General features: G+C 68.7%; 11 protein-coding genes. 9 read left to right on the top strand and 2 right to left on the bottom strand.

Annotated features, from left to right (window positions below; genetic code table 11):
• The first annotated feature begins 67 nt into the window (after positions 1–67).
• Positions 68–1,087 (top strand): UDP-N-acetylglucosamine 4,6-dehydratase (inverting), encoded by a 1,020-nt coding sequence (gene pseB, locus EJV47_RS04250; RefSeq protein WP_126691902.1) that lies wholly within the window; start codon positions 68–70, stop codon positions 1,085–1,087.
• 84 nt (positions 1,088–1,171) lie between these two features.
• On the opposite strand, the gene EJV47_RS04245 is transcribed toward pseB, so the two are convergent.
• A complete protein-coding gene (locus EJV47_RS04245) occupies positions 1,172–2,890 on the bottom strand; it encodes a T9SS type B sorting domain-containing protein (protein WP_126691901.1) in 1,719 nt (572 codons plus the stop codon).
• Between the two features lie 238 nt (positions 2,891–3,128).
• Here EJV47_RS04245 and pseC point away from each other — a divergent pair, with 238 nt between their 5' ends.
• Positions 3,129–4,298, top strand: a complete 1,170-nt coding sequence (pseC, locus tag EJV47_RS04240; RefSeq protein ID WP_126691900.1) for a UDP-4-amino-4,6-dideoxy-N-acetyl-beta-L-altrosamine transaminase — start codon at positions 3,129–3,131, stop codon at positions 4,296–4,298.
• Positions 4,295–5,185 carry an aldo/keto reductase gene (locus EJV47_RS04235; RefSeq protein ID WP_126691899.1) on the top strand — a complete coding sequence of 297 codons (891 nt, stop codon included), beginning with the start codon at positions 4,295–4,297 and terminating at the stop codon, positions 5,183–5,185. Before pseC ends, EJV47_RS04235 begins: the two co-directional genes overlap by 4 nt.
• A 78-nt stretch (positions 5,186–5,263) precedes the next feature.
• Here the strand turns inward: EJV47_RS04235 and EJV47_RS04230 are convergent, their stop codons facing one another.
• On the bottom strand, positions 5,264–8,266 hold the full coding sequence (locus tag EJV47_RS04230; protein WP_126691898.1) for a T9SS type A sorting domain-containing protein: 3,003 nt from the start codon (positions 8,264–8,266) through the stop codon (positions 5,264–5,266).
• Between the two features lie 196 nt (positions 8,267–8,462).
• Between EJV47_RS04230 and EJV47_RS04225 the strand changes: the two genes are divergently transcribed.
• The 6 genes from EJV47_RS04225 to EJV47_RS04200 all read left to right on the top strand — a co-directional run bounded on the left by EJV47_RS04225 (position 8,463) and on the right by EJV47_RS04200 (position 14,387).
• Positions 8,463–9,260: an SDR family oxidoreductase gene (locus tag EJV47_RS04225; RefSeq protein WP_207895824.1), complete on the top strand. Its 798-nt coding sequence runs from the start codon at positions 8,463–8,465 to the stop codon at positions 9,258–9,260.
• A complete protein-coding gene (locus EJV47_RS04220) occupies positions 9,245–9,985 on the top strand; it encodes a cytidylyltransferase domain-containing protein (protein ID WP_126691897.1) in 741 nt (246 codons plus the stop codon). Before EJV47_RS04225 ends, EJV47_RS04220 begins: the two co-directional genes overlap by 16 nt.
• A 27-nt stretch (positions 9,986–10,012) precedes the next feature.
• The gene (gene pseG, locus EJV47_RS04215; protein ID WP_126691896.1) at positions 10,013–11,065 is read left to right on the top strand and encodes a UDP-2,4-diacetamido-2,4,6-trideoxy-beta-L-altropyranose hydrolase; all 1,053 of its coding nucleotides are present in this window, start codon (positions 10,013–10,015) and stop codon (positions 11,063–11,065) included.
• Between the two features lie 29 nt (positions 11,066–11,094).
• Entirely contained in the window at positions 11,095–11,676 is a 582-nt protein-coding gene (locus tag EJV47_RS04210; RefSeq protein WP_126691895.1) for a GNAT family N-acetyltransferase, read from the top strand.
• A gap of 360 nt (positions 11,677–12,036) precedes the next feature.
• Complete coding sequence (gene pseI, locus EJV47_RS04205; protein WP_126691894.1) at positions 12,037–13,080, top strand: pseudaminic acid synthase; 1,044 nt, start codon at positions 12,037–12,039, stop codon at positions 13,078–13,080.
• Positions 13,080–14,387: a glycosyltransferase family protein gene (locus EJV47_RS04200; protein WP_243651002.1), complete on the top strand. Its 1,308-nt coding sequence runs from the start codon at positions 13,080–13,082 to the stop codon at positions 14,385–14,387. Before pseI ends, EJV47_RS04200 begins: the two co-directional genes overlap by 1 nt.

The raw sequence follows: 14,387 nt of genomic DNA, 5'->3' as shown, positions 1-14,387 counted from the left end.
CGCCCCGATTGCCTACTTTTGCGCCCTTGCTGCCGACCTACCCCGGCGGCTGGCATTGATTTCACAGATGGCCCTCGACCTCAACCATAAATCCATCCTGGTAACCGGCGGCACCGGTTCGTTCGGCAAGCAGTTCGTGCAGACGGTACTGGAGAAGTTTCCGCAGATTCGCCGCCTCGTCGTCTTCTCCCGCGACGAGCTGAAGCAGTACGAAATGGCCCAGCACTTCCCGCAGGAGAAGTTTCCGGCCATGCGCTACTTTATCGGCGACGTGCGCGACCCGGAGCGCATGAAGCGCGCCTGCGAAGGCATCGACATCATCGTGCACGCCGCGGCCCTGAAGCAGGTGCCGGCGGCCGAGTACAACCCGATGGAGTGCATCAAGACCAACATCTTCGGGGCCGAAAACGTGATTAACGCCGCCCTCGACTGCGGGGTGAAGGACGTGGTGGCCCTGAGCACCGACAAAGCCGCGGCGCCCATCAACCTGTACGGGGCCACCAAGCTCTGCTCCGACAAGCTGTTTGTGGCCGCCAACAACATGAAGGGCGCCCGTGACTTGCGCTTCTCGGTGGTGCGCTACGGCAACGTTATCGGCTCGCGCGGCTCGGTGGTGCCCTTCTTCCTGCAGCAGCGCAGCAAGGGCGTACTGCCCATCACCCACCCCGACATGACGCGCTTCAACATCTCGCTGGAAGAGGGAGTCGACCTGGTGCTGTACGCGCTGGAGCACTCCTGGGGCGGCGAGATTTTTGTGCCCAAAATTCCCTCCTACCGCATCACCGAGCTGGCCACGGCCATTGCCCCGGAGTGCCGGCAGGAAATCGTGGGCATCCGGCCCGGCGAGAAGCTGCACGAGGAAATGATAACGGAAACCGACGCGCTGAGCACCGTGGAGCTGGACCGCTACTACGTCATTTTGCCCGCCACGCCGCCCTGGGACATCGACAAGTTTATTGCCCACTTCAACGGCCAGCGCGTGCCCCTGGGCTTCCACTACGACTCGGCCAACAACACGGAGTGGCTGTCGGCCGAGCAGCTGCGCGAGGAAATCCGCCTGCACGTCGACGCTGGTTTTGTGGCGTAAGCCCATTTTACCCAACCATAAAAAGCCCCGCGGGATAATCCCACGAGGCTTTTTGCAATCTTTCTTTGGCCGTCCGGCGCCGGTTTAGCGCACCACCTCCACGGTTCCTTTGATCGTGCGGCCGTCCTGGCGGTGGGTCAGGTGGTAGTAATACACGCCCGCCGGCTGTTGCGCCGCCCGCCAGTCGTCCTGGTAGGCTTCCACCTCGAACACTGGCCGGCCCCAGCGGTTGAAGATGCGGCAGCGCCACTCGGCCGCGCGCAGGCCCCGTAGCTCGAAACGGTCGTTCCGGGCGTCGCCGTTGGGCGTAATCACGTTCGGAATAAGCACTTGCGGAGGCGCGCAGGCTCCAGCGGGCCGCACCGTCACCCAGGTGGTGGCTTCGGCCTGGAGCCCGACGTGGCGCAACTGCACCCGCACCTGGTAGCGGCCCGGGGCCGGGTAGCTGTGCTGGGCGGTGGCGGCCGTGGTGCGGGCGCGGGTGCCGTCGCCGAAGTCCCACACCAAAGTATCGAGGGTGCTGAGCGGGGGCACGTTGAGGGCGCGCACGGTAGCGGCTTCCCCGGCACAGACGGAGTCGGCAGCGGCGCGCAGCCAGGTGGCGTACGGGGCGTCGTTGGGGCGCAGCGGCAGGCCCAGCCAGCCGTTGCTGCCCGGCGTGAGGCCCCAGGCCTGGGGGCGGTACAGGCACAGCGGCCCGCGCACGTTGGGGTACTCGATGCGGTCGAGGCCCGTGCGCGTCCACACCGATACGTAAATGCGCCCGTCGTTGCCCAGCTGCAGGGCGGCCAGCGGATTCTCCTGCGCCGCCACCACGATGCCCGAGCTGCCCACCTGCGCGGCAGGCAGCCGCACGTCGTACTGCACCACGTACTGCAGCGTCGAAAGCGGGCGCGTAAGCGACATGTAGGACAGGTAGAGCAGGTTGCCATCGGGCGAGAAGGCGGCCCCGTAGGCATACAGGCCGGCCGCAACCGGGGGCAGGTTCAGGCGGCGGGCATTGCTAACGCGCCCGGTGGCGGGGTCGAAGTCGAGCAGCTCGGTGCCCGCCTCCCCGACCGCGCAGGCCAGCCGGCGCCCGTCGGGTGAAGCCACCAGCCAGCCGCTGGCGTTGACGCCATACGCCCCACCCCCGTGGTACATGCCCGCGTCGGTGCACACGAAGGTAGCCGTGTCGCTGAGGGACTGGCCCACCCGCACGCTCACGTACGTTTCGCTTTGCCACAGGTGCGTCACCAGCCAGTAATCCTGGCGGTTGGCGTGGCGCACCAGGGCCATCTTCTCGGTAAACTGGCTGTAGCTGCTTAGCGGGTGGTAGACGGTATCGGGCAGGGTCAGATTGATGCCGACGCGCTTGCGCACTACCCGGCCACGGCCGTCGGGCGTCTGCTCAATTTCCGTCAGGCGCAGCCCGTTGGCCAGCAGGTGCTCAATGCCGTCGAGGGTGTAAATCAGGTAGCGGCCGCGCTGGCGCGGGGCCGGCACAATGACGCAGCCCTGGGTGCTGGAGCGGTGGCCCCCAATGGTATCGGCACGCGGCACGAGCTGGTGCAGCCGGTTCCAGACCCGCTCCCCGTCGGAGTAAAACAGCAGGTTGCCCGTACTGTCGCTGATGGTGGCGCAGGCCTCGCTGCTTTCCAGCGGGCTGCGGGGCACATGCTCGACGCTATCGGGCCCGAAGTACAGCCCGGCCTGCCGCCCGAAATACCAGCGCGACCAGGGCCCCTGGGCCCGGGCCAAGCTGCCCGGCAGTACCACGGCCATCCATACCACCACCAACCCTGCGCGTACTAATTTATTCATAGGCTACCGGCTACTACTCCCGAACCCGGCGCGCCCGCAATGATCATTCCGTAATCGGCGGGCAGCCCCTCGTCCCCCGATTTACAACAAAGCCCCGGCATTGTCACTTGCTGCCCGGGCTGCCGACGGGCGCGACGGGGCCGCGCTGTGCCGGTGCCGGCGAGGCGCGGGGTGGGCCCGCCCGAATCGTACGGGCGGGCAAGCATTGTAGCCCCGGCGGCATCTACCTTTGCGTGCTATGAACTCGTCCGTCACCCGCCCCATCCCCTACGGCCGCCAGCACATCACCGAGGCCGACGTGCAAGCCGTTATCCGCACCCTGCACTCCGATTTTCTGACCCAGGGCCCGCAGGTGGCCGAGTTTGAGCGGCGCTTCGCCGAGTACATCGGCGTGGAGTACGCCGTGGCGGTGAGCAACGGCACGGCCGCCCTGCACCTGTGCGCGCTGGCCTTGGGCGTGCAGCCGGGGCAGCGCGTCATCACCACGCCCATCACCTTCGCCGCCTCGGCCAACTGCATCCGCTACTGCGGCGGCGAGGTACACTTCGTCGACATCGACCCCGCCACGGCGCTTATCGACCTCGGGGCCGTGCGCCGCCTGCTCGAAAGCCACCCCCGGGGCCACTTCCACGGCCTGGTGCCGGTAGATTTCGCCGGCCTGCCCGTCGACCTGGAAGCGGCCCGGCAGCTGGCCGACGAGTTTGGGCTCTGGATTATCGAGGACGCCTGCCACGCCCCCGGCGGCTTCTTCACCGACAGCCGGGGCCAGCAGCAGCGCTGCGGCAACGGGCAGCTGGCCGACCTGGCCATCTTCTCGTTTCACCCCGTCAAGCACATTGCCACCGGCGAGGGCGGCATGATAACCACCAACCGCCGCGACCTGTACGAGCAGCTCCTGCTGCTGCGCACCCACGGCATCACCCGCGATGCGCAACGCCTCACCCGCCCCGACGAAGGCGGCTGGTACTACGAAATGCAGGAGCTGGGCTACAATTACCGCATGCCCGATATGCTCTGCGCCTTGGGCCTCAGCCAGCTGCAGCGCGCCGACGAGGGCCTGGCCCGCCGCCGCCAGCTGGCCGCCCGCTACGATGCAGCCTTCGGCGCCGTGCCCGCCGTCGAGCCGCTGGCCGAGGCCGCGGGCCACGCCTACCACCTCTACGTCATTCAGGTGGCCGACCGGCGCGGGCTCTACGACTTTCTGCGCAGCCGGCAGATTTTTGCCCAGGTGCACTACATCCCCGTCCACACCATGCCCTACTACCAGCAGCTGGGCTGGCAGCCGGGCGACTTTCCGCGGGCCGAGGCCTACTACGCCCGCTGCCTGAGCTTGCCCATGTTCCCCAGCCTCACGGACGAGGAGCAGCAGTACGTTATCGACTGCGTGCTCGAATTTGTGGGCCAATGACGGGGGCGGAGTTTCGGCGGAAGCTGGCCCTGGGCACGGCGCAGTTTGGCCTGGCCTACGGCATCAACAACACCCAGGGCCGCCCCGCCGACGAGACGGTAGCGGCCGTGCTGGCCGCAGCGCAGGCCGCCGGCCTCCCCCTGCTCGACACGGCCGCCGCCTACGGCGACAGTGAGGCGCGGCTGGGCCAGTGGCTGCCCCAGCATCCCGGCACGTTTGAGGTGGTGACCAAAGTGGCCGCCGCGGCGCCGGCCGTAGTGCGGGCGGCCGTGCAGGCCAGCCTCGCGCGGCTGCAGCTGCCGCGGGTGTACGGGGTGCTGTTTCACGATTTCAACGCCCTGCAGCTGCAGCCAGCGGCCTGGCAGGGCCTGCAGGACAGCCGCGCCGCGGGCCTGACCGGGCGCATCGGCGTCTCGCTCTACCATCCCTGGCAGGCCCAGTGGCTGCTCGACCGCCGCGGCTGGGACTTCGACCTGGTGCAGCTGCCCTACAACGTGCTCGACCAGCGTTTCGGGCCGCTGCTGCCCGAGCTGGCCGCCCGTGGGGTGGAAGTGCACGTGCGCTCGGCTTTCCTGCAGGGCCTGCTGCTGCGCCCCCTGGCTACGCTGCCGGCTTACTTCGAGCCGCTGCGCCCGCGGCTGGAGCGGCTGCGGGCCGTGGCCGCTCAGGCGGGGGTGCCGCTGGAAGCCGCCCTGCTGCTCTTCGCGGCTACGGCCCCGGGCGTGGCGCGTGTGGTAGTGGGCGTGGATACGGCCGCCAACCTGCAGGCCAACGTGGCGGCCGAGCAGCACCTGCCGGCCTTTGGGGCGCTGCGGCCGGCCCTGGCGGAGCTGGCCGAAATGGCGGAGGAGTTGCTGCTGCCCTACCGCTGGCCGAAGAATATCTGAGCCCGCCAGGCGCACCAAACAAAACGGCCGTTCACTCCGCAGGATGAACGGCCGTGGCTTTACCAGCCGGTTGGCAGGCTACTCGATAACCACGCGCTTGTCGACCACCGCTTCGGGCAGCTGAATGCGCACGGAGTACACGCCCTTGGTCAGCGTGGCCGGCAGATTCAGCGCCGCCGCGGCCGCGCGGCCGGCGGGCAGCGTCTGCGTCAGCACGGTTTGGCCCAGCGCGTTCAGCATCTTCACTTGCACGGGGCGCTGGGCGTAAGCGGCCGGCAGCGTCAGCCACAGCTGGCCGTGGGCCGGGTTGGGGTACAGGCTCACCTGCTGGGCCAGCGCGCCGGTCGTGGCCGTGGGGCGGGCCGGGTCGATAACCAGGGAGAAGCGGCCGGGCTGCGCGCCCGCGGCGGCGCTGAACGAGTACGCGGCCTGGGCCGTGAGCGGGGTGCTGGTGCCGGTCTGGGCGTCGAGCAGGCTCACGCGGCAGCCGGCGGGCAGGTTCAGCAGCCGGGCGGCCGTGAGCGAATACGTGCCGGCCGCGGCCACGCGCACCGTCAGCGGAATAACCTGCGCCGTGCTGCCCAGGGCGGGCAGTCCGCTGATAGCCAGCTCGTCGGCGTTGCCGGCGGGCAGGCTCAGCAACGGCAGGCCGCCGGCCGTAATCTTAAGCGCGTCGAAAGCGGCATCGAAACCGGCGGTGGCCCCGGTTTCGGCGTACACCACGGCCTCGTCGCGCTGCCCGGTGGGGGCCTGCAGTTCCAGGGCAATGAGCGGACGCGTTTCCTGGCCGCGCTGCACCGCGGGGTTCTGGTAGCTGGTCACCCGCGCGGCGTTGCTGAACGTGACGCCGCCGGTCTGGCCGGCGAGAGTCCGCACGAAAAAGGCCTGGCCCAGCGGAATGGTGCTGGTGCCGCCGTTGGCCCCCACGCCGTTGACGAAGCTGGCGTAGCGCCCCGTGTACTGCCCGCTCGACTTGTACACGTACACCGCGTTGGTGAGGCCGGAGGAGCTGGCAAACAGCGTCGTCCAGTCAAGCGGCGCCGGGTACGGGTTGCCCAGCAGGTGCCAGCCGGCTTCGGCCTGCGGCCCCCGACCCAGGTTGCTCATCGTCAGGCTGCCGTTGCCCAGCGTGCCCACGAAGTCTACCGTCTGCCCGGCGGCCAGGTTCACGGTGTAGCCCAGCCCGGCCACCATGCCGTCGGTGGCACCGCCGGGCGAAAACCAGCCCTTGTCGAAATCGGACATGCCGGTGGCGGTGCTGGTGGTCAGGCGGCCCTGGTCGTAGCCGTACACCGTGGGGAAGGGCGTCACCGTGCCGGGCGTGGGGCTGGTGTTGTAGGCGGGGTTAAAGACGGGCGCAAAAGCCGCCGTGGCCAGATCGGCCATGGTGGTGCCGCTGACCGGCGCCGCGAGGTGGCGGTAGCCCAGGCCAGGGTTCAGGCTCGGGTCGAGGTAGCGCTGCACGGTGGCGCGGCCCACCACCGCGCCGTTGTTGTTGACGACCATGGCCGTGCCGGTGGCGTCGGAAGTCAGCGTGAGCGTCCCGTTGCCGCTCATGGTCAGGTTGCTGCTCAGCGTCAGCACCCGCGTGACGGACAGCGGCACCTGCACGTCCAGGTTCTGCACCACCTGCGCCGGGCCCAGGGGCACCGTCAGGTTGGCAATGCGCACCGCGCTGCTGCCCAGCATCTGGGTGGCGCTGTTGGCGCCCATGCGCAGCGTGCCGTCGCCGCCGAAGGTACCGTTGTTGGTCAGGCTCCGGCCCAGCGTCAGCTCGCCGCCGGTAGCCACCGTCATGGACGCGCCGCTGGCCACGGTGAAGCTGGCGGCGGCGGCCGTCGCGCTCAGCACCGGCATGCGGATGGCCGTGGCCGGGATGGTCACGTCGTCGCTGGCGATAGGCACGTAGCCGGCGCTCCAGTTGGCCGGGTCGGTGTAGGTGGTGCTTACGGCCCCGGTCCACTCGTTGACGACCAGCGGGAAGGCGTTCGGGAAGTTGGGCAGGCCAATCTGCGAGGTTCCCGTCAGCGTGACGTACTGGCTGACGAAGCCGCTGGCCGCGCCCGCCCCGTTGGGGTTGGTAATGGCGGAGAGGCGGTTGGTGTTGTGGGCCGCCACGTAAATACGGCCATCCGGCGCCAGGGTCAGGGCCCCGCTCTGGCCCGGCGTGCTGCCGATAAACTGCCGCGTGGTGCTACCCGCCGTGAGGTCGAACTGATAGACGCCGGTGGAGAGGTCGGTGGTGTAGAGCTTGGTGTTATCGGGCGAGAAAGCCACGCCGTACACTCGGTCGCCGAAAGAGGTGTAGAGCCGGCGCAGGTTGGAAACCTGACCGGTGCTGTTGCTGAAGTCGAAAAGCTCGAAAGCGGCGTCGCGGATGGCCACGGCCAGCAGCTGGCCGTTGGGTGAGGCTTTCATGTAGCCGACCCCGTTAGCAATACCGCCCCCACCGCCGGTGTGCACTATGCCGATGGTGGTGGTGACCGGCGTGGCCGCCAGGCCCGCCGGGCTGAGCAGGTAGGCGTGAAATCGACTGTCCTGCCAGCCGTGCACCAGCACCCAGTAGTCCCGGCCGTTGGCGTGGCGCACGGCCGTCAGTTTCTCGGTGAGTTGCGGGCTCGGCGTGGATACGACCACGTTTTTGGTGGCCGTCAGGTCGCCCAGCCCGCCGCGCAGGGTCATGTCGACGATGGAATAGCGCAGCCCCCCGGCGTACGCGTTTTCGGCCGCATCGACCACGAAGATGTAGTACTGGCTGGGGTTGCCCGGGGCCGGCAGAATCAGCGCGCCCTGGGTGGCCGACTGAAAGCCGCCCACCAGCGGCCCGCCCGGCATGGCGGTGTGGTTTCGGTCCCAGACGGTAACGGCGTTGGTGTACAGCTGCAGGTTGCCGGCCGCATCCGAGATGGTGGCGTTGGCCTCGTAGCTGAACAGCTGCCCGTTGGACAGCACCGTGGGCGCCGCGGGAGCGGTATTGAACCGCAGGCCGGAGTTGCCGCCGAAATACCAGTTCTGGTCCTGGTTTTGGCCGAAGGCGGTACCCAGGCAAAGGCTTAAAGCCAGCGCGAAGAAGTGTTTCATAAAATCGATTTTGGATGATAAAAGGCTGCCGTATCCAACGGAATAACCAATCAGTCCAACGAAGATATAGCGCGGCAGCGTATGTACAAGCCGCTGCTTGTGGTACCGGGCTTCGCGCCCGGACGACCCCACCGGGGCTTTGGCCACGGCGCATTCCGCCCGGGCTTGTTAAGTTCGTGGCTTCAGCCGTGGATTTATGTTGCCAACCGCTTTTACTGACCTTTTTTCCCTGCGCGGGCAGGTGGTACTGCTGACCGGCGGCTACGGCCACCTGGGCCGCGCCGTGGCCGCTGGCCTGGCCGCCCACGGCGCCACCGTCGTCGTTATCGGCCGCCGCGCCGAGGCTTTTGAAGACGCGTTCGGCCCGCAGGCGGCCGCCGCCGGCATTCATTTCATCGAGGGCGACGTGGCCCATACGGCTTCGGTGCAGCAGGCGCTGCGGGCGGCGCGGGTGCAGTTCGGGCTGCCGGCGGTGCTCATCAACAACGCCACCTACGGCCAGGGCAGCCAGCCCGAGGCGCTGACCGACGAGGAGTTTGCCCGCACCCTCGACGGGGCCTTGGGCAGCACTTACCGCTGCATCCGCGAGGTGCTGCCCTACCTGCGCGAGCGGGGCGCGGGCAAAATCATCAACGTGGCCTCGATGTACGGCGTGGTAGCGCCCGATTTTACGGCCTACGAAGCCACGCCGCAGTTTACCAACCCGCCGCACTACGGGGCGGCCAAAGCCGGCGTGATTCAGCTCACCAAGTACTTCGCCGCCTACCTGGCCCCCGACAACATTCAGGTGAACTGCGTGACGCCGGGCGCCTTCCCGAGCGCGCCGGTGCAGCAGCACCCCGCGTTTATCCGGGAGCTGGAGCGGCGCATTCCGCTGGGGCGCATCGGCCGGCCCGAGGATTTGGCCGGGGCCTTCGTGTACCTGAGCAGCCGCGCCGCCGATTTCGTGACGGGCCACAACTTAGTAGTCGACGGCGGATGGACCATCAAGTAACGCCCTTGCGGGTGGGCGCGCTGGTGCAGGCCCGCCTGGGCTCCACCCGCCTGCCGGGCAAAGTGCTGCTGCCCCTGCCCTTGCACCAGCCCGACAGCTCGGTGCTCGGCCGGGTACTGAGCCGCGCCGCCCGCGCCAGCACGCTGCAGACGGTCATCGTAGCAACCAGCACGCTGCCCCAGGACGACGCCCTGGCCCAGGCGGCCGCGGCCCTGGGCTGGTCGGTGTTTCGCGGCGATGAGCAGGACGTGCTGCGCCGCTTCGCCGAAGCCGCCGCCGCCCACCGCCTCGACGTGGTGGTACGCCTCACGGCCGACAACCCCGCCATTGACCCGCACTACATCGACGCGGCCGTGCGGGCCCACCTGGCCGCCGGAGCCGACTACACCCTGACTACCGGCCTGCCCCTGGGCACCAACCTGGAGGTGGTAGCAGCCCCGGCCCTGGCCCGCGCCCACGCCGAGGCCACCGCCCCCGACGAGCGGGAGCACGTGACGCCCTACCTGCGCCGCCACCCGGAGCGGTTTCGCCTCGAAACCCTGGCCCTGACCGTGCCGCCCGCCCTGGCCGCGCTGCGCCTGACCGTGGACTACCCCAGCGACTACGCCCTGCTCAGCCTGCTGTTCGGCACCCTCGGGCCCGACTGGTCCTTGGCCGAGCTGCCCGCCCTGCTGGCCCGCTGCCCCTGGCTGGCCGACGTCAACGCCGGCAACGTGCAGCGCTGAGCCCGCGGCCGGCCGTTTCTTTGCGCCATGAACGCTGCTCCTCCCCTGCCCCGCCTCGTGCTGCGCGCCGACGGCAACGCCACCATCGGCCTGGGCCACGTGGTGCGCCTGCTGGCCCTGGCCGAACTGGTGCGCGACGCTTTCCACGAGTGCCTGCTGGCCTCGCGCGACGCGGCAGCCCTGGCTCCGCTGCTCACGGCGGCCCGCTGCCAGCCCCTGCCCCTGCCCGCCGACCTGCCGGCGGCCGCCGAAGCCCGCTGGCTGGCCGCCGAGCTGCTGCGCCCCACCGACGTGCTGCTGCTCGACGGCTACGGCTTCGACGCGGACTACCAGCGCGTGCTGCGCGCCGCCGCGGGCCGGCTGGTGTACGTGGACGATTTGCGGGCCTGGCCGGTCGAGGCCCAGGTGCTCATCAACCACAGCCCGGGCATCACGCCGGCCCTGTACCAGACGCCCCACCCGGATACCACACTGCTGCTGGGGCCGGAATACGCCCTGCTGCGGCCGGAGGTGCGGGCCGCGGCCGCGCCCCCGGCGGCCCCGCAGCCCATTCGCTCGGTGCTGCTCTGCTTCGGCGGGGCCGACCCGCTGCAGCTCACCGCCCGCTGCCTGCCTTTGCTGCTGCAGCGGCCCGAGCTGCGGGAAATCGGGCTGCTGCCGGGGCCGGCCAACCCGGGCCTGCCCGCGCTGCACCACTTGGCAGCGGCCCCGCAGGCCCAGGGCCGGGTGGTGCTGCACGCGCCGGCCCCGGCCGCGCAGCTGGTGCAGCTGCTCGGCCACTACGACTGCCTGCTGGGGCCGGCCAGCACCATTCTCATCGAAGCCCTCATCCTCGGCCGGCCGGCCCTGACGGGCTACTACGCCGACAACCAGCGCCACCTGGCCGACTTTGTGGCGGCTCAGCAGCAGGCTTATTCCGTCGGCGACTTCACCGGCCTCGATGACGACGAGCTGGCGGCCCGGCTGGCAGAGGGGCTGCAGTGGCTGGCCGCTACCCCGCGGCAGCCCTACGCCCGGCAGCTGCGCCCCGAGGAGCTGCGCGCCCGCATTACGGCGCCCTTGCCGGCGGGGCCGCGCTGAAGTCGGCCGGAATTCTACATTTGCCATCTATGGAAACCTTCCCCCACACGCTGCAGCTGCGCCACGCCTACGAGTCGGAAAACCTGCTGCTGCGCCCCCTGCAGCCCACCGACCTCGACGAGCATTTCCTGAGCTGGTTTCAGGACGAGGACCTCATGCGTTTCTACACCAACTCGCGCCAGCAGCACACGCGCGAGTCGTTGTGGCAGAATATTTCGCAGGGCGCCGCGGCGGGCACGTCCCACACCTTCGCCATCGTCGAGCGGGCCGTCGGGCAGTGCATCGGCACCATCAAGCTGGGCCCCATCAACCACGACCACCGCATTTCCGATTTGGTGGTGCTCATTGGGGACCGGCGCTTTCACGGGCGCGGCCTGGCGGTGGAGGCCATCCGACTGGGCAACGCGCTGGCCTTCGAGGAGTTTGACATCCGCAAGCTGTTCGGGGGCATGTTCGAAACCAACCAAAGCTCCTACAAGGCCTACACCCGCGCCGGCTGGGTGGAGGAAGGCCGCCTGAAGGGCCACTACCTCGTGGACGGGCAGCCGGTGGACCGCCTGCTGGTGGCCTGCTTCAACCCGCGCTACTTTCCCGAAGGCGCGGGGCAGTAATTGGTTATTGCCAGAGGCGCGGGGCTAAGGCTAGTTCCCCTCCTCAGCTGATTCCGCGCATCAAGCGGCGGGGGGCTAGGGGTGGCTGAATGGTTAGGAGTAGAAATTACTATGGGGCATCAGCACGCGAGATGTCTCGCGAGGCTCGACATGACGTTCTATTTCCGTCGTCCGGTCGATTGTCAACCACCCCTAGCCCCTCCTCAACTGAGGAGGGGAACTAGCCTTTGCTCTAGCTGCTAGCCTTTGCTTGGCCGCACGGTTTAATTTGGTCCTGGGCCGGGGTCGGCAAAACCATTGCCGGCCCGCGGGAGTTTGCCGGCTGCGCCCGACCTTTGCGCCTTGTTATCTTCTTCCGCCATGCAGGAAATTACGATTGGCGGCCGGCCGGTAGGGCCGGCGCATGCTCCCTTTATCATCGCCGAGCTGAGCGGCAACCACAACCAGTCGCTGGAGCGCGGCCTAGCCATTGTAGACGCCGTAGCGGCGGCCGGGGCCCACGCCATCAAGCTGCAGACCTACACCGCCGACACGATGACGCTGCGCGGCGTGCACCGCATCGAGGACCCGAACTCGCTCTGGTACGGCCGCGAGCTGTACGACCTCTACGAAGAAGCCCACACGCCCTGGGACTGGCACCGCGCCCTGTTCGACCGCGCCAAGCAGCACGGACTGGTGGCGTTCAGCTCGCCCTTTGATGAATCGGCCGTCGACTTCCTGGAGTCGCTCGACGCGCCGGCCTACAAGATTGCCTCGTTTGAAAACACCGACTGGCCGCTGCTGCGCCGCGTAGCCCGCACCGGTAAGCCCGTCATCATGAGCATCGGGGCCAGCAAGCTGGCCGAAGTGGCCGAGGCGGTGGACATTCTGCGCGCCGAAGGCTGCCGCGACCTGGTGCTGCTCAAGTGCACCAGCACCTACCCCGCCACCCCACAAAACACCAACCTGCGCACCATTCCGCACCTGCAGCAGCTGTTTCCCGACGCGCTGGTGGGCCTCTCCGACCACACCATGGGCGTGGGCGCGGCCGTGGGCGCCGTGGCCCTGGGTGCCACAGTGGTGGAAAAGCACGTGACCCTGCGCCGCGCCGACGGCGGGGTGGACTCGGCCTTCTCGCTGGAGCCCGAGGAAGTCGCCCAGCTCGTGACCGAGACGGAGCGCGTGTGGCAGGCCCTGGGCCACATTCAGTACGGCGTGCAGCGGGCCGAGGAAAAGAGCCGCCTCTACAAACGCTCCATCTACGTGGCGCGCGACATCCGGGCCGGCGAAGCCTTTACGGCCGACAACCTGCGCGTGGTGCGCCCCGGCGACGGGCTGGCCCCGCGCTTTTACGCCGAGGTGATGGGCAAAACCGCCCGCACCGATTTGCGCGCCGGCACCCCGCTCACCTGGGAAGCCCTCTGATGCCCGCCTGGCCCCCGACCACCCGCGTGGGCCGGCTGCGTGACGTGCTGCAGTTGCGCTTTACGCCGCTGTTCAGCGCCCTGCCGCCCGCCACGCTGGAGCCGATTTCGCCCAATAACCCCGGCAAACGCCTAGCCAAGGTGCTGGGCTACGCGGCCGTGCGGCTGGTGGGCAACATGTTCAAGCCGTTCCGGAACCCTGAGCAGCTGCGCGGGGCCGTGTGGCTCTACGTGGTCAGCCAGAACAACTACGACTCGCTGCGCTTCATCAAGGAGCACCGCCCGGATGCCGTGCTGCTGGCGGGGCAGGCCAAGCAGATCGGGCGCTACAACGGGCAGGTAAACCGCCTGTCCTTGCGGCGCAAGCTGCTCTATTACTGGCAGCTGCCGCTGGTGTTCTTCGGGCTGCTGCAGAGCGAAGGCCGCCGGGCCTGGCGGTTTTTCGATTTGATTTTCAACGCCGTCGGCTACTACGAGGTGTATTGCCGGGCCCTGCGCCACTACCGGCCGCGGGCCGTCGTCTTCGCCAACGACCACAACGACGACGCCCGCGCCCTGCTGCTGGCCTGCGTGGCCGAAGGCGTGCCCACGGCCTACGTGCAGCACGCCAGCGTCAGCACCAACTTTCCGCCCCTGGGCTTCGACCTGAGCCTGCTCGAAGGCCAGGACGCGCTGGACAAGTACCGCCACTGCGGCCCGGTACGCGGGCAAACGCGCCTGGTAGGTATGCCCAAGGCCGACAACTTCGTGCGCCAGCGCAACGAGCAGCCCCGGGTGCAGCGCGTGGCTCTGGCCACGAACACGCTGGACGACACGGCCGGTATTGAGGCGGCGGTGACTTACCTGCTGACCGAATTTCCCGACCTCAGCTTCACCTACCGCGCCCACCCCAGCGACTTACGCCGCTTTGAGGCATTGCGCACCCGTTTTCCGCAGCTCGCATTTTCGGATGCGCGGCAGGAGTCGGTGTTCGAGTTTTTGCAGCGGCACGACGCGCTGGTGGCGGCCGACACGTCCACTCACCTCGAAGCCACCCTGCTGAACCTGGTGAGCCTCTACTACCGCTTCGGCCAGCACGGCGTGGCCGACGACTACTATGGCTACGCCGCCCACGGCCTGGTCGACCGCGCTTTTACGCTCGACGAGTTGGGCCAGCTGCTGCGCCGCTACGTGGCCCACAAGCCCGCCGACCACTACCAGCGCGCCGCATACTACTGCGCCACCCTGGGCACGCCTGACGAAGGCCGCAGTCAGCAGCTGGCCCTGCGGGAGCTGGATGCCTGGCTGGCAACCACTGCCAAGGCGTAA

Source organism: Hymenobacter gummosus (assembly GCF_003970915.1).
Lineage (GTDB): Bacteria > Bacteroidota > Bacteroidia > Cytophagales > Hymenobacteraceae > Solirubrum > Solirubrum gummosum.
The sequence above is the reverse complement of the archived record's forward strand: the minus strand, read 5'-3'. Positions and strand labels throughout refer to the sequence as shown.

Coding starts and splice junctions, on each gene's coding strand:
- pseB (WP_126691902.1), top strand. CDS start 68: ATGGCCCTCGACCTCAACCATAAATCCATCCTGGTAACCGGCGGCACC.
- EJV47_RS04245 (WP_126691901.1), bottom strand. CDS start 2,890: ATGAATAAATTAGTACGCGCAGGGTTGGTGGTGGTATGGATGGCCGTG.
- pseC (WP_126691900.1), top strand. CDS start 3,129: ATGAACTCGTCCGTCACCCGCCCCATCCCCTACGGCCGCCAGCACATC.
- EJV47_RS04235 (WP_126691899.1), top strand. CDS start 4,295: ATGACGGGGGCGGAGTTTCGGCGGAAGCTGGCCCTGGGCACGGCGCAG.
- EJV47_RS04230 (WP_126691898.1), bottom strand. CDS start 8,266: ATGAAACACTTCTTCGCGCTGGCTTTAAGCCTTTGCCTGGGTACCGCC.
- EJV47_RS04225 (WP_207895824.1), top strand. CDS start 8,463: ATGTTGCCAACCGCTTTTACTGACCTTTTTTCCCTGCGCGGGCAGGTG.
- EJV47_RS04220 (WP_126691897.1), top strand. CDS start 9,245: ATGGACCATCAAGTAACGCCCTTGCGGGTGGGCGCGCTGGTGCAGGCC.
- pseG (WP_126691896.1), top strand. CDS start 10,013: ATGAACGCTGCTCCTCCCCTGCCCCGCCTCGTGCTGCGCGCCGACGGC.
- EJV47_RS04210 (WP_126691895.1), top strand. CDS start 11,095: ATGGAAACCTTCCCCCACACGCTGCAGCTGCGCCACGCCTACGAGTCG.
- pseI (WP_126691894.1), top strand. CDS start 12,037: ATGCAGGAAATTACGATTGGCGGCCGGCCGGTAGGGCCGGCGCATGCT.
- EJV47_RS04200 (WP_243651002.1), top strand. CDS start 13,080: ATGCCCGCCTGGCCCCCGACCACCCGCGTGGGCCGGCTGCGTGACGTG.